This window comes from Pseudomonas sp. A-B-19 (assembly GCF_019947515.1).
Lineage (GTDB): Bacteria > Pseudomonadota > Gammaproteobacteria > Pseudomonadales > Pseudomonadaceae > Aquipseudomonas.
The window spans coordinates 34,335-53,775 of sequence record NZ_JAGYGN010000025.1 but is presented as its reverse complement, the minus strand read 5'-3'; the positions used below and the strand labels follow the sequence as shown (position 1 = coordinate 53,775).

General features: G+C 60.7%; 20 protein-coding genes. 13 read left to right on the top strand and 7 right to left on the bottom strand.

The window, feature by feature from the left end; all coding sequences use genetic code 11:
- The first annotated feature begins 27 nt into the window (after window positions 1–27).
- The 9 genes from KGA81_RS23435 to KGA81_RS23395 all read left to right on the top strand — a co-directional run bounded on the left by KGA81_RS23435 (window position 28) and on the right by KGA81_RS23395 (window position 8,176).
- Window positions 28–1,308 carry an acetyl-CoA carboxylase biotin carboxylase subunit family protein gene (locus KGA81_RS23435; protein ID WP_223548930.1) on the top strand — a complete coding sequence of 427 codons (1,281 nt, stop codon included), beginning with the start codon at window positions 28–30 and terminating at the stop codon, window positions 1,306–1,308.
- 61 nt (window positions 1,309–1,369) lie between these two features.
- Window positions 1,370–1,864 carry a RidA family protein gene (locus tag KGA81_RS23430; RefSeq protein ID WP_223548928.1) on the top strand — a complete coding sequence of 165 codons (495 nt, stop codon included), beginning with the start codon at window positions 1,370–1,372 and terminating at the stop codon, window positions 1,862–1,864.
- Window positions 1,865–1,947: 83 nt separating this feature from the next.
- Window positions 1,948–2,433, top strand: a complete 486-nt coding sequence (locus KGA81_RS23425) for a cupin domain-containing protein (protein WP_223548925.1) — start codon at window positions 1,948–1,950, stop codon at window positions 2,431–2,433.
- Between the two features lie 210 nt (window positions 2,434–2,643).
- The gene (yfcF, locus tag KGA81_RS23420) at window positions 2,644–3,288 is read left to right on the top strand and encodes a glutathione transferase (protein ID WP_223548923.1); all 645 of its coding nucleotides are present in this window, start codon (window positions 2,644–2,646) and stop codon (window positions 3,286–3,288) included.
- A 21-nt stretch (window positions 3,289–3,309) separates the two neighbouring features.
- Window positions 3,310–4,650 carry a KamA family radical SAM protein gene (locus tag KGA81_RS23415; protein ID WP_223548921.1) on the top strand — a complete coding sequence of 447 codons (1,341 nt, stop codon included), beginning with the start codon at window positions 3,310–3,312 and terminating at the stop codon, window positions 4,648–4,650.
- Window positions 4,651–4,681: 31 nt separating this feature from the next.
- Window positions 4,682–5,557: a branched-chain amino acid aminotransferase gene (locus KGA81_RS23410; protein WP_223548919.1), complete on the top strand. Its 876-nt coding sequence runs from the start codon at window positions 4,682–4,684 to the stop codon at window positions 5,555–5,557.
- An 18-nt stretch (window positions 5,558–5,575) separates the two neighbouring features.
- The gene (locus KGA81_RS23405; protein ID WP_223548916.1) at window positions 5,576–6,334 is read left to right on the top strand and encodes a TauD/TfdA family dioxygenase; all 759 of its coding nucleotides are present in this window, start codon (window positions 5,576–5,578) and stop codon (window positions 6,332–6,334) included.
- A 67-nt stretch (window positions 6,335–6,401) separates the two neighbouring features.
- Window positions 6,402–7,361: a diiron oxygenase gene (locus KGA81_RS23400; protein ID WP_223548913.1), complete on the top strand. Its 960-nt coding sequence runs from the start codon at window positions 6,402–6,404 to the stop codon at window positions 7,359–7,361.
- 14 nt (window positions 7,362–7,375) lie between these two features.
- Window positions 7,376–8,176, top strand: coding sequence for an N-acyl homoserine lactonase family protein (locus KGA81_RS23395; protein WP_223548911.1), 801 nt, complete (start codon window positions 7,376–7,378; stop codon window positions 8,174–8,176).
- 111 nt (window positions 8,177–8,287) lie between these two features.
- Here the strand turns inward: KGA81_RS23395 and KGA81_RS23390 are convergent, their stop codons facing one another.
- The 4 genes from KGA81_RS23390 to KGA81_RS23375 form a co-directional block, all read right to left on the bottom strand.
- A complete protein-coding gene (locus tag KGA81_RS23390) occupies window positions 8,288–9,718 on the bottom strand; it encodes a PLP-dependent aminotransferase family protein (protein WP_223548908.1) in 1,431 nt (476 codons plus the stop codon).
- 366 nt (window positions 9,719–10,084) lie between these two features.
- Window positions 10,085–10,789, bottom strand: a complete 705-nt coding sequence (locus tag KGA81_RS23385) for a hypothetical protein (protein ID WP_223548905.1) — start codon at window positions 10,787–10,789, stop codon at window positions 10,085–10,087.
- Window positions 10,790–11,006: 217 nt separating this feature from the next.
- The gene (locus KGA81_RS23380) at window positions 11,007–12,527 is read right to left on the bottom strand and encodes a sensor histidine kinase (RefSeq protein ID WP_223548903.1); all 1,521 of its coding nucleotides are present in this window, start codon (window positions 12,525–12,527) and stop codon (window positions 11,007–11,009) included.
- Window positions 12,524–13,243 (bottom strand): response regulator transcription factor, encoded by a 720-nt coding sequence (locus tag KGA81_RS23375; protein WP_115948054.1) that lies wholly within the window; start codon window positions 13,241–13,243, stop codon window positions 12,524–12,526. The genes KGA81_RS23380 and KGA81_RS23375 overlap by 4 nt, the downstream gene beginning before the upstream one ends.
- A gap of 297 nt (window positions 13,244–13,540) precedes the next feature.
- Here KGA81_RS23375 and msrB point away from each other — a divergent pair, with 297 nt between their 5' ends.
- From msrB to msrA, 3 genes are read left to right on the top strand one after another with little or no spacing between them, the layout of a single operon-like run.
- The gene (gene msrB, locus KGA81_RS23370; RefSeq protein WP_223548901.1) at window positions 13,541–14,059 is read left to right on the top strand and encodes a peptide-methionine (R)-S-oxide reductase MsrB; all 519 of its coding nucleotides are present in this window, start codon (window positions 13,541–13,543) and stop codon (window positions 14,057–14,059) included.
- A gap of 33 nt (window positions 14,060–14,092) precedes the next feature.
- Window positions 14,093–15,859, top strand: a complete 1,767-nt coding sequence (locus tag KGA81_RS23365) for a cytochrome c biogenesis protein DipZ (protein ID WP_223548899.1) — start codon at window positions 14,093–14,095, stop codon at window positions 15,857–15,859.
- Window positions 15,860–15,889: 30 nt separating this feature from the next.
- Window positions 15,890–16,597 (top strand): peptide-methionine (S)-S-oxide reductase MsrA, encoded by a 708-nt coding sequence (gene msrA, locus KGA81_RS23360; protein WP_223548897.1) that lies wholly within the window; start codon window positions 15,890–15,892, stop codon window positions 16,595–16,597.
- Window positions 16,598–16,632: 35 nt separating this feature from the next.
- Here msrA and KGA81_RS23355 read toward each other — a convergent pair whose 3' ends face one another.
- Complete coding sequence (locus tag KGA81_RS23355; RefSeq protein WP_223548895.1) at window positions 16,633–17,538, bottom strand: LysR family transcriptional regulator; 906 nt, start codon at window positions 17,536–17,538, stop codon at window positions 16,633–16,635.
- Between the two features lie 102 nt (window positions 17,539–17,640).
- Between KGA81_RS23355 and KGA81_RS23350 the strand changes: the two genes are divergently transcribed.
- On the top strand, window positions 17,641–18,816 hold the full coding sequence (locus KGA81_RS23350; protein ID WP_223548893.1) for an aspartate aminotransferase family protein: 1,176 nt from the start codon (window positions 17,641–17,643) through the stop codon (window positions 18,814–18,816).
- A gap of 8 nt (window positions 18,817–18,824) precedes the next feature.
- Here KGA81_RS23350 and KGA81_RS23345 read toward each other — a convergent pair whose 3' ends face one another.
- Entirely contained in the window at window positions 18,825–19,079 is a 255-nt protein-coding gene (locus KGA81_RS23345) for a Txe/YoeB family addiction module toxin (protein ID WP_015093589.1), read from the bottom strand.
- Window positions 19,076–19,330 carry a type II toxin-antitoxin system prevent-host-death family antitoxin gene (locus KGA81_RS23340; RefSeq protein WP_218429407.1) on the bottom strand — a complete coding sequence of 85 codons (255 nt, stop codon included), beginning with the start codon at window positions 19,328–19,330 and terminating at the stop codon, window positions 19,076–19,078. Before KGA81_RS23340 ends, KGA81_RS23345 begins: the two co-directional genes overlap by 4 nt.
- Between the last annotated feature and the right edge of the window lie 111 nt (window positions 19,331–19,441).

The window sequence follows — 19,441 nt, the reverse complement described above, 5'->3', positions numbered from 1 at the left end:
GTTTTCACTTTGCAAGTCGGGGGGTTTATGAGTACGACTTCGTGCGTAGTAGTGGTGGGGTACAACGGCAGTCGGGTTCACGATATCCAGAAGCTGCGCGATCTGTGCAGGTCGCTGTACAACGCCAGGCTGATCCTGCTGGTCGAGCAGATTCAGCCTCAGGACGATCAGGTCGCTGATCACGTTTGTAGTACATCACTGGCCGAGAAAGACGTTCCGGCCTCTCTCGAACTGGTGCTCGGTTGCCTGAATGCCGATTGCTGGAAACTGATCGGCGTGCTGCCGTTTTCGGATCGCGGCGTGCTGCTCGGTGCGGCGCTGGCCAGCCATTTCGGCCTGCCCGGCATTACCCCGGCCGAGGCGCGAGCGGGGTTGGACAAACAGATTTTCCGCCAACTCGAAGCGACTGCCACTGCGGCACCCGAGGATTACCGGCCGATCGTTTCCACCCGGATCGAGAGCCTGCCGGAACTGCGTCAGCGCGTGATCGAACTGGGTGGCAAGGCGTTCATCAAGCCTGCCTGCGAAGGTGCCAGCCGCGGCTGCCGGGTCATTCGGCACCCGTCCGAATGCGACGAGGCATGGCAGGCCCTCAAACCCTATCGCGAGGGCGGCATCGTGCTTGAAGAGCTGATCCAGAACGCCCGCGAATACAGCTGGGACTATGTGGCGGGAAGTACCTGGATCACCGAAAAAACCACCACCGATGGCGCCTACCGCGCCGAGATCCAGCAAGTGGTGCCCGCGCCCTTGGCGGCGGACGCACAGGCGCGGCTGATGGCCGCCGGCCGACACATGGCGGGGCTGGTATCGCAGGACAACGGAGCCTGGCACAACGAAGTTTTCCACAGGGCCAATCACCGCACTTCGGCCGTGGAAACCAACATGCGCCCCGGTGGCATGCACATCTGGGACCTGGCCCGTAAGGCGTTCATCGACTTCGACCCGTGGGAGCGCTGGGTCCGCTGGGCCGTGGAGGGCTACATCGCCAACCATGATCCAGTACCACGCGGTTACTGCGGCATACGCCTGTTGCGAGCGAACACCGGCGGCATCCTGCGGGACGTACCGGACATCCAGGCCCTGGCCCGGTCGCTGGACATCGAACTGGTGGAAGCGGTGCTGACCAAGCGCATTGGTGATTCGGTCAGCGCACTGGTGAAAGACAACTTCTCGTTCATCGGCCACATCGTGTTGTTCAACGAGCAGTACGAACGCCTCAGCCTGGACCTGACGCGTCTGGCCGAGGCCATTGAATCAGGGGTCGGGATCACCAGCCTGCCAGCACCGGCGAGGGCTGTGGGCTGAGTCGAGGACCAAGCAGCAGCGATCGATGTTTTTTGCAGTATTGATCAAGAGGGTTACGTAAATGATTGCACACATGACCTGTGATGAGCGCTTCATCGCTCTGGCACGGGAACTCAACTACGACATCTACGGCGAGAATACCGCTGGCGGACATTACGCGCCGCTGATACGTCATCACGATGAACTGTATATCAGCGGTCTGGTGCCGCGCATGAACGGCAAAATCCACTATCCGGGGCGGGTCGGACTGGACCTCGACATGGCGGATGCGCAAGCGGCCGCCAGCATCAGCGCGATGCGCGGATTGGCGTTGATCGTTGATGCCATTGGTTCGCTGGACAAGATCAAATCGTTGATTCGGGTCACGGTGTATGTGAGATCCACGGAAGATTTTGTCGACCTCAGTGAAGTCGCCAATGGCGCATCGGATGTTTTCAGTCACGTACTGGGCGATGCCGGGAAACATACACGCACTACAGTCGGTGTTTATCAGTTACCGAAAAATGCGGCGATTGAAGTTGATATGATCGTGGCGTTGCGGCCGTCGGTGTTATAAATAAAGTTGTCCGGCTTTACACTGTTGAAGGGTTCGCCTAAGGTCGGGTAACTCCATTCGGCAGAATAAGTTGGAAACAGAAGATGAATAACGTTCAAGGTGCGTTTTTTTCATATAAGGATTTTCGCCAGAGTCTGGATCGGCAGCCGACCAAACCTCGCGTGTGGAAAGGTGCCGAACTTAGCGATATGCGCCAGACTCTTGAGGCCAGCGACGTCGATATTATTGCGCTGGCCCACGATAATACGCTCGACGGTTGCCAACTGACGCCCGGCATGGCGGTGTCCATGCAATGGTTGGTGCCGGGTTCAACACTCGAAGGTCATGCCCATGCCTGGTGGCATCTGTTCGTTATCCAGTCCGGCAGCGGCACCTTGTCACTGGGCGATGCAGACGAGGTAAACGTCGGCCCCGGGGATGTATTGCTGGTACCGGCCTGGACCCGTCACGGCTTCGTCAACACCAGCGCCACCGAGCCGCTGGCAATGCTCAACCTCAGTAACATGCCGCAGATGGCATTGCTATCCAACCATGCCGACAACGTTGGGCTGATCCCCCGCCCGCTGTAAATTCCTTTCTGCTGCACACCAGGGAGTCCGCATACGCTGACTCCCTTTTTTGGTTTTTGCGCACATGAAAAACGCCCTCTGGCGATTTAATGCTTCGAATTCTGTATCGATAGAAATAGATAATTTCTGTATCTATTCAGCGCTTAAGCAACTTACTACGATCACTTCACATGCAACGGATTAATGTGTTTAGTGCAAAGGAAGTGTTCTATGGGAAGTACGAAGTTAAAACTGTATCTGGGGGCGGACTATGTCAGTGCCTTTGCCATGTCGGCTTTTGTGGCTTTAAAGGAAAAGCAACTTTCCTTTGATCTGGTAACGCTGGATTTGAAGTCGCGTGAAAACTATCTGGACAGTTACCGCGATCTTTCGCTGACGTGCAAAATTCCTGTGCTAGTTCACGAAGGTTTTGCGCTGTCGGAATCTTCAGCCATTGCCGAGTATCTGGAAGAACTCGCTCCTGCTTCAAAAAGAATTTACCCGCAAGACATCAAGCAGCGTGCCCGTGCCCGTCAACTGCAGGCCTGGCTGCGCAGCGATCTGCTGGTGGTGCGCAAAGAGCGTCCGTTTGATCTGGTGTATTTCGGCAAGAAGGACACGCCGCTGTCCGACGAAGCCCGGGCTGCTACCGACCGTCTGTTCCATGTGGCCGGCCATTTGCTGGAAGAGGGCGCCGAGCATCTGTTCGGTGACTGGAGCATTGCCGACACCGACCTTGCAATCATGCTCAACCGCCTGGTTGCCAACGGTGATCCGGTGCCGGCACGGCTCGCGGCGTATGTGCGTCGCCAGTGGGATCGCGACAGCGTTCGGGCGTGGATGGACATAGAGCGCAAAGCGCCGGCCATCGCGTAAACGACCATAAGGAGCGCGGCCATGCAAGGACTGTCGGAGCACGAACGCTACAAACCCTATAACGCACGCACCATTCGCGACACGCCCTGGTGGGACAAGTTGACCCCGGCATTGCAGGAGGCCATGACCGTGGTGGCCCGGGTCATGCCGTTTCGCACCAACGAATACGTGCTGGGCACGCTGATCGACTGGAACAATATCCCGGACGATCCGGTTTTCCGCATGACTTTCCCCCACAAGGACATGCTGCTGCCTGAGGAATATGCCTCGCTCAAACAGCTGATCGAGCAGGATGACAGCGCGGCGATCAAGCGCCGGATCGAGGCGATCTGGCGGCGCATGAACCCGCATCCGGCCGGGCAGTTGACCCACAACGGTGTCACCCTCAATGGCAAAGTGCTGTCGGGTATCCAGCACAAATACCGCGAGACTGTGCTGTTTTTCCCCGGTGCCGGGCAGACTTGTCACGCGTACTGCACCTTCTGTTTCCGCTGGGCGCAGTTCATTGGCGAAGAAGAACTCAAGTTCAACGCCCGTGAATCCCGGGAGCTGGTCAATTACCTGAAAGTGCACACCGAAGTGACCGACGTGCTGATTACCGGCGGCGACCCGATGATCATGAACACCCGTTCGCTGGCCGGTTACATCGAGCCGCTGCTGCAATTGCCACACCTGAAGAACATCCGTATCGGCACCAAATCCGTGGCGTACTGGCCACAGCGTTTCGTCAGCGACAAGGATGCGCCCGAGCTGCTGGAGCTGTTCCAGCGCATCGTCGCGGCGGGGAAAAACCTGTCGATCATGGGCCATTACAACCACCCGGTGGAGATCTGTCAGGCCGTCGCCCGTCAGGCCATCGAACGCATCCGCTCAACGGGCGCGACGGTGCGCATGCAGGCGCCGGTGATCCGCCACATCAACGAAAACCCCGCCGATTGGGCCGCGCTGTGGACCGAAGGGGTGCGGCTCGGGGCAGTGCCTTATTACATGTTCGTCGAGCGTGACACCGGCCCCAGTCACTACTTCGCGATGCCGCTGGCCCGGGCCTTCGAGATCTTCCAGGCGGCGTACCGCACGGTGTCGGGGCTTGCGCGCACGGTGCGCGGGCCGTCCATGAGCACCTTCTACGGCAAGGTGTTGATCAACGGTATCGAGACCGTCGCCGGGGAAAAAGTCTTCGTCCTGCAGTTCCTCCAGGCACGCAATCCGCAATGGGTGTTGCGCACGTTCTACGCGCGCTTCGATCCGCAGGCGACCTGGTTCGACGACCTGCAGCCGGCCTTCGGCGAGCGTGCATTCTTCTTTCAGACCGAGCTCACCGCCGTACCGGAATTGATACCCGTGTTGCTGGAAACGGCGTAGGAAAAATCATGAACAATGGGGAGATATGGATATGAGCAGTATCCCGTTTGATCAACGCGAGGGCGTTATCTGGCTCGACGGCGAGTTCGTCGAGTGGTCCCGGGCGCAGTTGCATGTGCTGACCCATGGCCTGCATTACGCGAGCACCGTGTATGAAGGCGAGCGGGTCTACAACGGCAGGATCTTCAAGCTGCGCGAACACAGCGAGCGCTTGTATCGCTCGGCGCAACTGATGGACTTTGCCATCCCCTATGCACTGGCTGAACTGGAAGCGGCCAGCCATGAACTGCTGCAACGCAACCAGGTGGTCGACGGCTATCTGCGCCCGGTGGCCTGGCGCGGCAGCGAGATGATTTCCACCTCGGCGCGTTTCAACCGTGTGCACGTGGCGATCGCGTGCTGGCAGTGGCCGAGCTATTTCGACCCGGCGGCGCGCATGTCCGGCATCCGCTTGAAAACCGCGAGCTGGCGTCGCCCGCCACCGAGCAGCAGCCCGTTCGAAGCCAAAGCCTCCGGGCATTACCAGATCGCCACACTGAGCAAGCACGACGCCGAGAACACGGGCTACCACGATGCGCTGATGCTCGACTGGCGCGGCTACATTGCCGAAGCCACCAGCGCCAATGTGTTTTTCGTCAAAGGCCGGACTTTGCACACGCCGACCCCGGACTGCTTTCTCAATGGCATTACCCGGCAGACCGTCATTGAGTTGGCCAAAGCGCTGGACTACCAGGTCGTCGAACGCACGATTTTGCCTACGGAGCTTGGCGACTTCGACGAGTGTTTTCTCACCGGCACCGCTGCTGAAATCACCCCGGTGCAGAGCATCGACGCGCAGCACTATCGACCGGGTGACGCCTGCCGCGACTTCATCGCTGCGTACACCTCCACCGTCAACGCCGGATAACCCGCCAGGAATCTCACCATGTCAGACCAAGGGATTGTTGCGTCTCAAACTTGCATTTCGCTCGGCCATCGTCACGAAGAACTGTCGACTTTGGGCTGGACTGTGCTGACCCCCGACGAATTTGCCGATGATGTCGTAGGCACCTTGTACGAATTCGGCCCGATCATTCCGCAGTTCAACGGCCAGACGGCTTTTGCCATTACCCGCAAGCCGGGTTACGAAGATTTGCCGTATTCCCAGAGCATGAACGGCATCGGCCCGCACACTGAAGCGCCGGTGTACGGGCCGCCGCCGCGCTACCTGGCATTGCATTGCCATAAACAGGCCACGTGCGGTGGCGGGCACACCGGATTGGTGGACGGCTATAAGTTTCTCAAGTCTCTGGAGCGTAGTGAACCGGAGCTGCGTGAGTGGCTGGACGACACGCCGGTAGAATTTGTCGCCACCGCCAAACCCGGCGAACCGGGACAACAGCGGGTCGAGGAATACATCCTCACGCCTACAGAGGACGGGGATATTTTCCGCTTCAGCTACAACCAGTTTCACTACGGTGACGTGAACCCGTCCAAGCAAGCCCTGCAGCAATCCCTGGTTGCCAATAACACCTCGCCACTGGCCAGGTTTGCCGTGCTCGGCGAAGCGTACTTCGTCGAGCACAACGTTCCGGTGCTGATTCCCGACGGTTGCCTGCTGATTTGGGATAACTGGCGAATGATCCACGCCCGCAGTCGTTACACTGACCCGGCGCGCCACCTGACCCGCTATTGGCTGGCCTGATTTCTCCGTCGACCTTCAATTTTTTGGCGTACCCCTTGGCGGGTACGCGTCTTACAGGTATCGCGTCATGCAAACAGCAATCGAGATCGCCCAGGTCGATCATCAACTGATCGTGCGGCTCAACCAGGCCTGGACCAAGCGCGCCACGGTGTGTTCGCCGGACCGGGGCCGGGTCGAAGAAGTGTTCGACCCGGCGCGCCCGGATTACCCGGAGTGCATGGTGCCGTTCTTCCATCATCCGAAGTTCCAGGCCTTGAGCGACGAACTCAAGAGCCGCGTGGTGACCTGGGGCTGGATCGGCTACAACCTGCGCACCGTCACCGCCGAGGAGCATGTGGTCAACCCCGCACTCAGCGTCATCGCCAATCAGTACCTGGGCAAGGATGACTGGCATTTTCGCGAGGCCATGCAACAGACCCTGATCGACGAGCACTACCACACGCTGATGCACCTGCGCGCCATCGAACGGACGAAACTCGACCGGGCGCTGGATCAGGATCTGGACTTGCCGCCCTCCGTCACTTACCTGCGCCTGAAAGCCCAGCGTGAAGCACTGCCCGAGCAATGGCAGCGGGATCTGGCGGCGATCACTTTTGCGGTGGTGGCCGAAATCAGCGTCAACGCCTATCTGGATCTGCTGGCGGACGACCAGAGCATCCAGCCGCAAAACCGCAGGGTGGCCGAGCTGCACAACCGTGACGAGTATGCCCATAGCAAGGTGCTGGCCGAAGTGGCCAAGGTCATGTACGCGAACATGCAGCCTATCCAGCGGGAATTTTTCGCACGTAACCTGTCGGTGGCGCTGAGTGCTTTTATCGCTCAGGACTACTCCATGTGGGAGGCGATTCTGACGCAGCTTGGGGTCGAGGAGGCAGCGCTGATCATTACTGACACCCGCGAGAGCAACAAGAACGCGACCATCATGCGTGACTACAGTGGCCTGCATAAGTTGGCTCAAGACCTGGGTATCAGCGAGCAGATCGATTTCGACTTCCGTCCGACCCTCAAAACCACTGCAGCGGCCTGAATCCGGAGGTGTGTATGTCTGTTCCCGTGTACGAAGTGTTCGCTATCCGTGTCGGCGCCAACGCCCAACGCACTGCCAAAGAGAACTTTCTCTACGATGCCTGCTGCGGTGATCCGAATGCGCCGATGCCGCTGGATTATTACTTCTGGGTTATCCGCAACGAGCAGCAGGTGATCGTGGTCGACACCTGTTTTCAACCGGCCACGGCGCAGCGGCGCAATCGCCAGATGTATCGCCTGCCGGAAGAATCCCTGTGGCAACTGGACATCGACCCGGCGCAGGTCGAGCACCTGATCCTGACCCATTTGCACTGGGATCATGCCGGCAACCTCGGGCTGTTTCCGAAGGCGACCGTGCATTTGCAGGAAGCGGAGCTGCGTTTCTGCACCGGGCCGAAAATGGTCCATCGCACGGTGAACAAAACCTACGAGGTCGAGGATGTGATGTCGGCGCTGCCGCCGCTTTTTGAAGGGCGGATGCGTTTGCACAACGGTGTTGTCGAGGTAGTGCCCGGCGTGACGCTGCACCCGGTGGGCGGACATACGCCGGGCAGTCAGGTGGTGCGGGTGAATACAGAGCGCGGTTGGATCGTTCTGGCCTCGGATGCCGCGCACCTGTGGGTCAACATTCGTGAGCGCAGCCCGTTTCCGATTCTCGATGACCTGGCGCAAACCCTCGAAGCCTTCACCGAGATCGATCGCCTGGCCGACAGCGAAGACCATGTCATTCCTGGACACGACCCGCTGATCGCCGAGCGTTTCCCGCACTGGAATGACGACCCGCATATCATTTGCCTGCACCAGAATCCAATCTGAAGACCACCAATCTTGTAGGAGCTGGCTTGCCAGCGAAAGCGGCAGTAGCTCCAACATTGATGTGCCTGATATACCGCTTTCGCGGGCAAGCCCGCTCCTACAGAGGTTGTGTCAACCCTGATTTTTCAGGATCCGCCCCAGCGTCTGCAGCGCCTCATCAATCCGTGGCGAATACGGCGCCCCGCAGCCAATGCGCACGAAATGATCGAAACGCCTGGCATTGGAAAAGATATCCCCAGGCGAAATCTGGATGCCGACGTTCAACGCATCATGAAAAAGCGCGATGGAAGAATACCGGCGAGGCAGTTCAACCCATAACAACGTGCCGCCCTGGGGGTTGGTCACATGGGTGCCGAGGGGGAAGTAGCGAATAATCGCCTCGCTCATCTGTTGACGTTGTTGGGTCAGGGTTTTCCTCAACCGCCGCAGGTAACGTTCGTAGGACGGTGTACGCATGAATTCGCTGACCGCCAATTGCGATAACACCTCGCACCCCCGCGACTGCGCATGCTTGAGCATCTCCACGCGGTCATGCCATTTGCCGGCGCTGATCCAGCCCAGACGCATGCCCGGTGCCAGGGTTTTGTTCAGCGAGGCGCAATAGATCACGTTGTCGGTGCTATCCCAATGTTTGAGCGTGGACAGCGGCTGCTCGGTGTCCACCAGATCGCCGTAGGTGTCGTCCTCGATCAGCACCGTGTCGTGCTCGGCGCACAGTTTCACCAGCCGTGCCTTGTTGGCGTCGGGCATGATGCTGCCCAACGGGTTTTGCAGGTTGGGAATGACGATCAATGCCTTGATCCGTTCGGGGCCTTGCAGCAGCCGTTGCAGGGCCTGCAGATTGAGCCCGGTGTGGGCCGAGGCCGGGACTTCCAGCACCCGCAGGTTCAGGCTTTCGAGAATTTGCAGCAGACCGTAGAACGTCGGCGACTCCACGGCCACGGTGTCGCCGGGGCGGGTGACCGTGCGCAGGGCCAGGTTGATCGCTTCGGTGGCGCCGTTGGTGATCACGATCCGCTCGGGAGCCAGGTGGGTCCTGCTGGCCAGTGCCCGTCGGGCCAGGATGTTGCGCAATGCACTGTTGCCGCAGGTTGAGCCCGCGGTACCGATCAGGCCGGTGTTGTAGCGCAGCGACTTGATCATGTTGTCTTGCAAGGTCTTGAGCGGATACAGCTCGGGTGCGCAGTAGGCGCTGGCGAAGTTGACCTTGATCGTCGCGCGCTGACTGGCTTTGAGTACCGCGCAGACCTGTTCATGAATGCCAACAAACGCGCGGGTATCCAGCGCTGGCGCCAGGGCAATCGGGGCGGGCCTGGGCTGGGTGTCGGGCTGACGAATGTAGTTGCCGGAGCGCGGTCGGGCTTCCAGCACGCCGCAGTCTTCCAGTTCCCGGCAGACCTGCACGGCGGTCGACAGGCTGACGGCGTGTTTTTCCATCATCAGCCGGATCGAGGGCAGGCGTTCACCGGTTTTCAGGGTGCCGCTGCGGATGGCGTCCAGGTAGTGGTTGGCCAACTGGCGATATAAGGGGAGCGTGTTCATGATGACCTCGGCAGTTGCACCACTGAGGTCTGGGCTGGAAAGTGAGTTGACGCTCCCCGCAGGCGGACCCGTGGTGCTCATGGGTGAAGGGAAGTGGTGTTCTGCGTCGATACTGGAAGAGTAATCGCGGATTTGCCCGAATCACGGGCAATAAAAAGCCCCGCACTGATGGCGGGGCTTTAGGTGTTACATACTTAAAGGTATTGCGTGACGGATCTGTGGCGAGCGAGCTTGCTCGCGCTGGGCTGCGTAGCGGCCCTGAAAATCTGACAGTAATTGCCGATTTTTTGTGAGTGCTGCGCACTCAAGCGCGAGCAAGCTCGCTCGCCACAGGCAGTCCTCTCACCACAAATGTGGGAGGTCGCCTTACTGTGCGGCGATGGAGTAACCGTCGAACGCAGTCTGCTGCTGCAGGGCGGTGATGATGTTCTTGCGGTTGACCGCTTGCTCGGCGCCGTTGTTGTCCAGGAAGGTCTCGCTGTCCAGTTCCGCTTCTTCGCCTTCGCCCACGAAGGTGAAACCGAGGAACTCCAGGGCTTCGCGGTCGACGTTCAGGCGCGAACGCGGGGTACGCAACGGCAAGGTGACGCTGATGCCGTCCTTGCTGATGGTGAACACTTCGACTTCTTTCTTGGCCTTGGCGGCTTTACTCTTGCCGCCGCTCGGGTTGCTGATGGCCTGGTGGGTCTGGTTCAGCACTTTCAGGGCCAGGCCGTAGACGATCTCCTGGAACGCCGGGTCATCCTTGAAGCTGGACAGGATGCGGCTGATCGGGAATTTGCTGCTCAGGTCCTCGAGGGCGGCGATGTCGGCGGCCTCGGCGTCCTTGAGTTGCTTGAGCTGGCCCATCAGTTCGTAGGCTTTGTCATCGTCGAAGCTGTCGTGGGCTTGGCGGATCGCGGCACGCAGTTCGCGGATCTGGTCGCTTTCGCGGGTGGACTGGAAAGCGTCCAGCACCATCTCGCTGATGGTTTTTGCCTGTGGCACGTGCTGTGAAAGATTGATGGAGTTTTCGTATTCCGCTTTGGACGACAGGGTGACTACGGATTCAGCGGTGTTGGAATCGGACATTGAAATTTCACTACTTCTTTGAACTTGAATAGGGGCGAGAAAGCCCGGGGGCTTTTTCAGGTCGCCTAATCTATTGGACCGGGGCGGCGTTGTCACGGATCAACGGGCGGCTGGTCATGTTTTTGCTCCCACAGTGTTTTTGGTTGTTCACAGATCTTGCGTACACCCACTTACCCTGTGGGAGCGAGCTTGCTCGCGATGCAGGCGCCTCGGTCCGTCAGGCCTGCCGCGGCGTGTTCAGGTTCATCGACCGAGCCGCCAGCGCATTCGCCGTGTCCTCATCGATCGGCAACGAAAACCGGAACGTCGCCCCGCGCCCAGGCACATCGATCAACTGAATCTCGCGCCCGTGCAATTGCAGGATGCGATGCACGATCCGCAGCCCCAGCCCGCCATCACGCCGTGCGCCGCCGATATTGAACGGCCGCAGGAACAACCCTTCGCGCAGTTCCGGGGCGATGCCGGGGCCGGTATCGCTGACCGTGACTTCGATGAACGAGCCTTGCGGGCGCAGGCCCAGTTCGACCTCGCCCCCCGGCGGGGTATGGCGCAGGGCGTTGTCGAACAGGTTGGTCAGCACCCGCTCGATCAAGCCCAGATCAGCACAGGCCGCCGAGGCATTCGGCGCGAACGTGGCCTTGAGTTCAACCTTGCGCGCTTCGGCGGTGAGTTCGAATTTCTGGAAGATGTCCTGGGCCAGGTCGGTCAGGGAAAAACGTTCCAGCACCGGCTGCACGAAGCCATGCTCCAGGCGCACCAGTTCCAGCAGCGACTGTGCCAGACCGCCGACCTTGCGGCTCTGGTCCAGCGCGATGCCCAGATAGCGACGGCGGTCGGCAGGGGACAGGGTCGCATCCTTGAGCGACAGGGTTTCCAGATAACCGTGCAACGAGGCCAGCGGCGTGCGCAAGTCGTGGGAGATGTTCGCCACCAGTTCGCGGCGCTCCTGATCCTGACGGGTCAACGAACGCCATTGTTCGCCCAGGCGGGCCTGCATCTGCCGGAACGCGGCATCGAGCACGGCGATTTCATCGTGGCTGGCGGCTTTTTCCACCGTAACGGGCAGGGCCGGAGTGACCGGCACGCCATCGATGTCGAACTGGCTGACGGTTTCGGTCAGGCGGCGCAACGGCCGGGTGATCAGGGCAAACGCGGTGAGACCGGCGATCAGGCACAGCAGCGCCACCAGCCCGATGGACAACAGCGCTGTGTTGAGCGCCGCGCTGGTCGCACCGCGTTCGGCCAGGCGGTCGTGATCCTCGCCGAGCAGCACCACGTAGAGATAACCGGCCGGCTTGCCATCAACCTTCAGCGGTGCCGCGCTGAACACCTTGCGCGCATCGATGCTGCGCGGATCGTCGCCGAGAATCGGCAGGGCATCGCCCCGCAACAGGCGCTGGATCGGCGCCAGGTCGACCCTTTCACGACGGATCCGGCCCTCGGGCGCGGCGCTGCCGACAATCTTGCCGGCGGAGTCGAGCAGGTACACCTCGACGCTGGGGTTGACCTGCATCAGTTTGCTGAACAGGTCGCGCACGGCATTGGGCATCAGACCCTGGGTGTCCATGAGCACCGTGTCACTGGCGATGTGCTGCGCCAGATCCCTGGACAAGCCTTGCACCACCTCCTGCTCATGCATCTGGTTGGAGCGCACCTGCAACCACGCCGACGTGCCGCAGCACACCAGCAACAGCACGGCGAACACCAGGGACAGGCGCTGCGTCAGGGTCAGCCTCATGGCTGCGACTCCTCGCCGGTGGCGAATTTGTAACCGCGGCCCCAGACCGTGAGGATGCGCACCGGTTGCGCCGGGTCGGCCTCGATCTTGGCGCGCAGGCGGTTGATGTGGGTGTTGACCGTGTGCTCGTAGCCTTCGTGGCTGTAGCCCCACACGGCATTGAGCAGGTCCATGCGCGAAAACACCTTGCCGGGCTGGCGGGCGAAGAAATACAGCAAGTCGAATTCCCGGGGCGTGAGGTCCAGGCGACGGCCATCGAGGGACACTTCCCGGGTGATCGGGTCGATGGCCAGGCCGTCGGTGAGCAGGCTGCCGGCGTCCATCTTCAGGTTGCGCGCCATGGCATCGACCCGGCGCAGCAGCGCCTTGACCCGGGCCACCAGTTCCAGCATGGAAAAGGGCTTGGCCAGGTAGTCGTCGGCACCCAGTTCCAGGCCGAGAATCCGGTGCACTTCGCTGGAGCGCGCACTGGTGATGATGATCGGCGTGTAGCGGGCCATGGCGCGGGCGCGGCGGCAGATTTCCAGGCCGTCGACACCGGGCAGCATCAGGTCCAGGACCAGTGCGTCCCAGTTGCCCTGTTGCAGCAGGCGCATGCCTTCGTTGCCATCGGCGCTGTGCACCACCTCGAACTGCTCATCACGCAGATGCAGGCAGATCAGGTCGGCGATATGCATATCGTCCTCGACCACCAGGACGCGTTTGGTCTGTTCCATCCAGCTCAATCCTTCGGTGCAATAGACGCATTGCCGCTCGGTCAAGGTGCAAAAACTGTGGGAGCGAGCTTGCTCGCGATGGCGCAATGTCTGTCAACGACGATGCTGGCTGTGCAATCGTCATCGCGAGCAAGCTCGCTCCCACAGGAATGTATTGTTCAAAATCGGCGTTATGCATTGTGCGGGTTTTTCGGGGTCTGAGTTATCACGAATTGTTTAACTTCCCGTGAGGATTTTGCGATCACCCAAAGCCTAGGCTGTGTTCCATGAAACACCCCTGGATTTTTGGAGACGAGCATGTTTTCACGACGGCAATTTCTTGTAGCGAGTGGCGGGCTGGGGATGACGGCCCTGGCGATCGGCCTGTTGCCGAAGTTTTCCACAGGCGCGGCATTGGTCAGTGAGGCCAGCGCCGCAGAGGTATTCGAAGTGACCCACAGCGACAGTGAATGGCACGCGATCCTGACTGACGAACAGTACGACATCCTTCGCGAAGAGGGCACCGAACGGGCCTACAGCAGCCCGCTGAACAACGAGCATCGCGACGGCACTTTCGTCTGTGCCGGTTGCGAGCTGCCGCTGTTTTCCTCGGCGACCAAGTTCGACAGCCGCACCGGTTGGCCGAGTTTCTGGGCGCCCCTGGACAAGGCGGTGGCGACCCGCCAGGACCGTGCGTTCGGCATGGTCCGCGAGGAAGTTCACTGCCGGCGTTGTGGCGGGCATCTGGGCCATGTCTTCGACGACGGCCCGAAACCCACCGGCCTGCGTTACTGCATGAACGGCCTGGCGATGAAGTTCGTGCCGAAAACGGCGTGATTCCCTTTCTCTTACTTTTTGCAGGTAATCGCCATGTGGCTGCTGGTCCTCGCTTATCTCGGTGGTGTGCTGACGATTGTCAGCCCGTGCATTCTGCCGGTGTTGCCGTTTGTCTTCGCCCGCACCGGACAACCCTTCGTCAAGAGCGGATTGCCGCTGCTGGTGGGGATGGCGCTGACCTTCGCGCTGGTCGCCACGTTGGCGGCGGTAGGCGGTGGCTGGGTGGTACAGCTCAATCAGTACGGGCGCTGGCTGGCGCTGGTGTTCGTCGGGCTGTTCGGGCTGACGCTGTTGCTGCCGCATTTGGCCGAACGCCTGACCCGGCCATTGGTGGCGGCGGGCGGTCGTTTGTCGGAGGCGGCAGGCGCCGATGCGCGGCCACGTCCCGGTGCTTCGTTGCTGATCGGTGTGGCCACCGGCCTGCTATGGGCGCCCTGCGCCGGGCCGATCCTCGGTTTGCTGCTGACCGGTGCGGCGCTGCAAGGTGCCAGCATTCAAACCACCTTTTTGCTGCTGGCGTATGCCGCCGGTGCCGCCACTTCCCTCGCGCTGGCCTTGTTGCTGGGCGGCAAAGTCTTCACCGCGATGAAGCGCTCCATTGGCGCGGGCGAATGGCTGCGTCGCGGCCTTGGCGCGGCGATGCTGGCCGGTGTGGCGGCGATTGCCCTGGGCCTGGATACGGGGGTTCTGGCGCGGTTTTCCACAGCGTCGACCGGCACAATCGAGCAAGCGCTGGTGGAAAAACTGAGCGGCAAGTTACCGCGTAATAGCGCTGCGCCGAACACGACCTCCGAGGGTACGGTGCAAGTGGCCGAAAAATCCCCGGGCACCTTGCCGGTCGAAGGCAACCTGCCGTCGCTGGAGGGCGCCGTGCAATGGCTCAACTCGCCACCCCTCGATGCCCAGGCCTTGAAAGGCAAGGTCGTGCTGGTGGATTTCTGGACCTACTCCTGCATCAACTGCCTGCGCTCGCTGCCCTATGTGAAAGCCTGGGCCGAGAAGTATCGCGATCAGGGCCTGGTGGTGATCGGCGTGCATGCGCCGGAGTTTGCCTTCGAGCGCGACGTCAGCAACGTCACCAAAGCCATGAAGGATCTGGGCATCACCTACCCGGTGGCCATCGACAACGAGTTCAAGATCTGGCGCGCCTTCAACAACGAATACTGGCCAGCACATTACTTTGCCGACGCCCAGGGGCGCATTCGTTATCACCACTTCGGCGAAGGAAAATACGCCGAGTCGGAGCGCGTCATCCAGCAATTGCTGCGAGAGGCGGGTGCAGCCAAGGTTGCGGACGGCCTGATCAACGCCAAGGCCGATGGCGTGCAAATGGCCCCGAACAACAATGAAGTGCAGTCGCCGGAAACCTATGTCGGCTACCAGCGTGCCGAGCACTTCGTGCCGCAAACCGCACTGGTGCCGGACAAGGTCGCGGCCTACAACCCGCCGGCGCAACTGGCCCTCAACGACTGGAGTCTGGGCGGACAATGGCATGTCGGCCCGGAGCGGGCCACCGCCAGCGCACCGGCCAGCCGCATCGTCTATCGCTTCCACGCCCGTGATTTGCATCTGGTGCTCGGCCCTGGCGCCGATGGCAAGCCGGTGCGCTTCAAGGTGCTGATCGATGGCAAGGCGCCGGGCGCCGACCACGGCATGGACGTGGCCCCCGACGGCAGCGGCACCGTGACCGACCAGCGTTTGTATCAACTGGTGCGCCAGAGCGACGGCGTGACCGACCGGACCTTCAGTATCGAGTTTCTTGATCCGGGTGCGTCGGCTTACGCCTTCACCTTCGGCTGATTACTTTCCAACGCTTCAGGAGTTCGCCCCATGAAAACCCTCTTTACCTGGCGCCGCACCCTGCTGGGGCTGGCGGCTGCCGGCATCATCAGCCAATGCTCGGCCTTCTCCTTCGGAGGCGCTGAAGAGGCGGTGGTCATTCCGCCGCCGGCCCTCGACGAAAGCACCCAGGCCCGCAGTGAAACCGCCGTGTTCGCCGGTGGCTGCTTCTGGGGCGTTCAAGGGGTGTTCCAGCATGTCAAAGGCGTGAAGAATGCCGTCTCCGGTTACGCGGGCGGGGCAGCCGATACCGCGCAATACGAGCGCGTCAGCAACGGCAATACCGGCCATGCGGAATCGGTCGAAGTCACTTTCGATCCCTCTCAGGTCAGCTATGGCACCTTGCTGCAGATCTACTTTTCGGTGGCGCACAACCCGACCGAACTCAACCGCCAGGGGCCGGACAGCGGCACCCAGTATCGCTCGGCGATTTTTACCAAAAGCACTGAGCAGCAACGGGTCGCACAGGCCTACATCACCCAGCTCGACGCCGCCCATGCTTTCGACAAACCGATCGTGACCAAACTCGAAACCTTCAACGGTTTCTACCCGGCGGAAGAGGAACATCAGGACTTCCTGACAGAGCATCCGACCTATCCGTACATCGTGATCAACGATTTGCCGAAGGTCGCGCAGTTGAAGCAGCTGTTCCCGAATCGTTATCAGGAACAACCGGTGCTGGTGAAGGCGGGGATGTAAAGGGTGATCAGTGTCTGCATGGCCCGCTCAGCCGGTTAGTGCTTGCCCCACCTCTGCACGGCGAATTCGACGAAACGCCGCAGTTTCGGCAAACGGTGGCGATCCTGGGCATAGACCAGATGCATTGGCCGACTGGGCGGGCAGTAGTCGGGCATCAGGGCCAACAGCTTTCCGTCCTTGAGGTCCTGTTCGACCAAGGCGTCGGGCATCATCACGATGCCCATGCCGGTGCGTGCTGCCTGATGCAATCCGGCCGAACTGTTGATCAGCATCGGCCCGCTGACCCCTACGCTGACTTCGCCATCGGGACCGGCCAGGCGCCATTCCTTTTGCACCGATTGCCAGTCATCCCCGGCCGGATAAGCAAAGGACAGGCAGTCATGGTGGCGCAGGTCTTCAGGCGTTTGCGGTGTACCCCGACGGGCCAGATACTCCGGTGACGCGCACATGGTCAGGGTGTAGTCGATCAGCGGGCGGGCGATCAGGCTGGAGGGCTCAAGCGCGCCGAGGCGAAACGCCACATCGAGGCCGTTTTCCAGCAGATCCGGGCGTCGGTTGGTCAATACCACGTCGAGTTTCACCCGTGGGTTTTGCCGGCTGAACTCGCTCAGTGCCGGCGCCAGGCGCTCGGTCCCGAAGGTCAAGGGCGCGGTGATGCGCAAGATCCCGCTCGGTTCGTCCAGCGCCTGCTCGGCCAGCCGCTCGGAATCGGCCACCAACCCCAACACTTCCAGACAGCGCTGGTAATACGCGGCGCCGAACTCGGTCAGGCGCTGGCGCCGCGTCGTGCGGTTGAGCAGGCGCACACCCAGCCGCTGTTCCAGGGCCTTGAGGTGGTTGCCGACCATGGTCGTGGACATTTCGCACTGTAAAGCGGCGGCGGTCATGCTGCCGGTCTCCACCACTTTCACGTAGACGGTCATTGCCTGGAACAGATCCATTATCAAGCTCGGCTTTTAAATGATTGAAGTTTTACGGTGTTTATCCAGCTCTGGTGGCTAACCATACTGCAAAAACACCGACCCTTGCTGGAGCTTGATGTCATGACCGCCGCCTGCCTGATGAGCACTTACCAACCCTTGGCCTTGAGTTTCAACAAGGGCCTGGGCACTCGCCTGTGGGATCAGGCCGGCCGCGAATACCTGGATGCTATCGCCGGCGTGGCGGTGACCAATGTCGGCCACTCCCACCCGAAAATCGTCGCCGCCATCGTTGAACAGGCCGGGCTGCTGCTGCACACGTCGAACCTCTACAGCATCGACTGGCAACAACGGCTGGCGCAAAAACTGACGCGGCTGGCGGGCATGGACCGGGCGTTTTTCAACAACTCCGGGGCCGAAGCCAACGAAACCGCACTGAAAATCGCCCGGCTGCATGGCTGGCACAAAGGCATCGAGCAGCCGCTGGTGGTGGTCATGGAGAACGCGTTCCATGGCCGCACCCTCGGCACCTTGTCGGCCAGCGATGGCCCGGCGGTGCGCCTGGGTTTCAACAAGCTGCCGGGGGATTTCGTCAAAGTGCCGTTCGGCGACCTCGATGCGCTGGACAAGGTGCAGCAGGCCAACGGCTCACGGATCGTGGCGGTGCTGATGGAGCCGATCCAGGGCGAAAGCGGCGTGCAACTGGCACCACCAGGCTACCTCAAGGCCGTGCGCGAACTGTGCAACCGGCGCTCATGGCTGTTGATGCTCGATGAAATCCAGACCGGCATCGGCCGCACCGGCCAGTGGTTCGCGTTCCAGCACGAAGGCATCGTCCCGGACGTCATGACCCTGGCCAAAGGCCTGGGCAACGGCGTGCCCATCGGCGCTTGTCTGGCCCGTGGCAAGGCGGCCGAGCTCTTCACGCCGGGCAGCCACGGCAGCACCTTCGGTGGCAATCCACTGGCCTGCCGGGTCGGTTGCACCGTGCTGGATATCGTTGAAGAACAAGGGCTGCTGGAAAACGCCCGGCTTCAGGGGACGCGCCTGCTCGAAAGATTGCGCGCAGAACTGGCGGGCAACCCGAACGTCTCGCAAATCCGCGGCCAGGGCCTGATGATCGGCATCGAACTCAAGCAACCGATCCGCGACCTGAGCCTGATTGCAGCCCGGGATCACGGCTTGCTGATCAACGTCACCCGAGGCAAAACCATTCGCCTGCTGCCGCCGCTGACCATTGATGAGCGGGAGGTGGAGATGATTGTCAGAGGGGTGAGCAGCGTGGTGAAAGCGGGCTGAGGCTCTGCTCAGTAATGGTATCGGCACATCACGACGCGTATTTCGCCGTCTTCAACGGCGTAGACCAGTCGATGTTCGGCCGTAATCCGGCGTGACCAGAATCCGCTCAAGTTATGCTTGAGCGGTTCGGGTTTTCCCAGGCCGTCGAAAGGCTCACGCTGGATAGCTTTGATCAACAGGTTGATACGTTTGAGCCCTGCCTTATCGTTCTGCTGGAACCAGAGATAATCGTCCCAGGCTTCAGGAGTGAACTCGATATTCATTCTTCAATCAGTTGCCTGGTTTTGGTTTTGCCCGCTCGCAGGTTGGCGATGGACTTGATCAGGCGTTCAGCGTTGGCGGGGGAGCGGAGCAGGTAGGCCGTCTCTTCGAGAGCGTTGTATTCGGCCAATGACATCATCACCACCGGCTCGCCTTTCTGACGCGTTACCAGTAGCGGGGCGCGATCTTCATTCACCCGGTCCATGGTTTGCGCCAGGTGAGCCCGAGCGTTGGTGTAGTTGATGGTTTCCATGTGATTGTCCTCGCTTGATGCAGAGAACGTACAGAAATGAGTACATGTTGGCAAGGCGATACCTACGAGTGGTTGTTACGTGGAAAGTGCCTCCACGCTTGTATCGAGTAT

Bases quoted from the DNA above. Each gene is read 5' to 3' on its own strand.
- KGA81_RS23435 (WP_223548930.1), top strand. From the start codon at position 28: ATGAGTACGACTTCGTGCGTAGTAGTGGTGGGGTACAACGGCAGTCGG.
- KGA81_RS23430 (WP_223548928.1), top strand. From the start codon at position 1,370: ATGATTGCACACATGACCTGTGATGAGCGCTTCATCGCTCTGGCACGG.
- KGA81_RS23425 (WP_223548925.1), top strand. From the start codon at position 1,948: ATGAATAACGTTCAAGGTGCGTTTTTTTCATATAAGGATTTTCGCCAG.
- yfcF (WP_223548923.1), top strand. From the start codon at position 2,644: ATGGGAAGTACGAAGTTAAAACTGTATCTGGGGGCGGACTATGTCAGT.
- KGA81_RS23415 (WP_223548921.1), top strand. From the start codon at position 3,310: ATGCAAGGACTGTCGGAGCACGAACGCTACAAACCCTATAACGCACGC.
- KGA81_RS23410 (WP_223548919.1), top strand. From the start codon at position 4,682: ATGAGCAGTATCCCGTTTGATCAACGCGAGGGCGTTATCTGGCTCGAC.
- KGA81_RS23405 (WP_223548916.1), top strand. From the start codon at position 5,576: ATGTCAGACCAAGGGATTGTTGCGTCTCAAACTTGCATTTCGCTCGGC.
- KGA81_RS23400 (WP_223548913.1), top strand. From the start codon at position 6,402: ATGCAAACAGCAATCGAGATCGCCCAGGTCGATCATCAACTGATCGTG.
- KGA81_RS23395 (WP_223548911.1), top strand. From the start codon at position 7,376: ATGTCTGTTCCCGTGTACGAAGTGTTCGCTATCCGTGTCGGCGCCAAC.
- KGA81_RS23390 (WP_223548908.1), bottom strand. From the start codon at position 9,718: ATGAACACGCTCCCCTTATATCGCCAGTTGGCCAACCACTACCTGGAC.
- KGA81_RS23385 (WP_223548905.1), bottom strand. From the start codon at position 10,789: ATGTCCGATTCCAACACCGCTGAATCCGTAGTCACCCTGTCGTCCAAA.
- KGA81_RS23380 (WP_223548903.1), bottom strand. From the start codon at position 12,527: ATGAGGCTGACCCTGACGCAGCGCCTGTCCCTGGTGTTCGCCGTGCTG.
- KGA81_RS23375 (WP_115948054.1), bottom strand. From the start codon at position 13,243: ATGGAACAGACCAAACGCGTCCTGGTGGTCGAGGACGATATGCATATC.
- msrB (WP_223548901.1), top strand. From the start codon at position 13,541: ATGTTTTCACGACGGCAATTTCTTGTAGCGAGTGGCGGGCTGGGGATG.
- KGA81_RS23365 (WP_223548899.1), top strand. From the start codon at position 14,093: ATGTGGCTGCTGGTCCTCGCTTATCTCGGTGGTGTGCTGACGATTGTC.
- msrA (WP_223548897.1), top strand. From the start codon at position 15,890: ATGAAAACCCTCTTTACCTGGCGCCGCACCCTGCTGGGGCTGGCGGCT.
- KGA81_RS23355 (WP_223548895.1), bottom strand. From the start codon at position 17,538: ATGGATCTGTTCCAGGCAATGACCGTCTACGTGAAAGTGGTGGAGACC.
- KGA81_RS23350 (WP_223548893.1), top strand. From the start codon at position 17,641: ATGACCGCCGCCTGCCTGATGAGCACTTACCAACCCTTGGCCTTGAGT.
- KGA81_RS23345 (WP_015093589.1), bottom strand. From the start codon at position 19,079: ATGAATATCGAGTTCACTCCTGAAGCCTGGGACGATTATCTCTGGTTC.
- KGA81_RS23340 (WP_218429407.1), bottom strand. From the start codon at position 19,330: ATGGAAACCATCAACTACACCAACGCTCGGGCTCACCTGGCGCAAACC.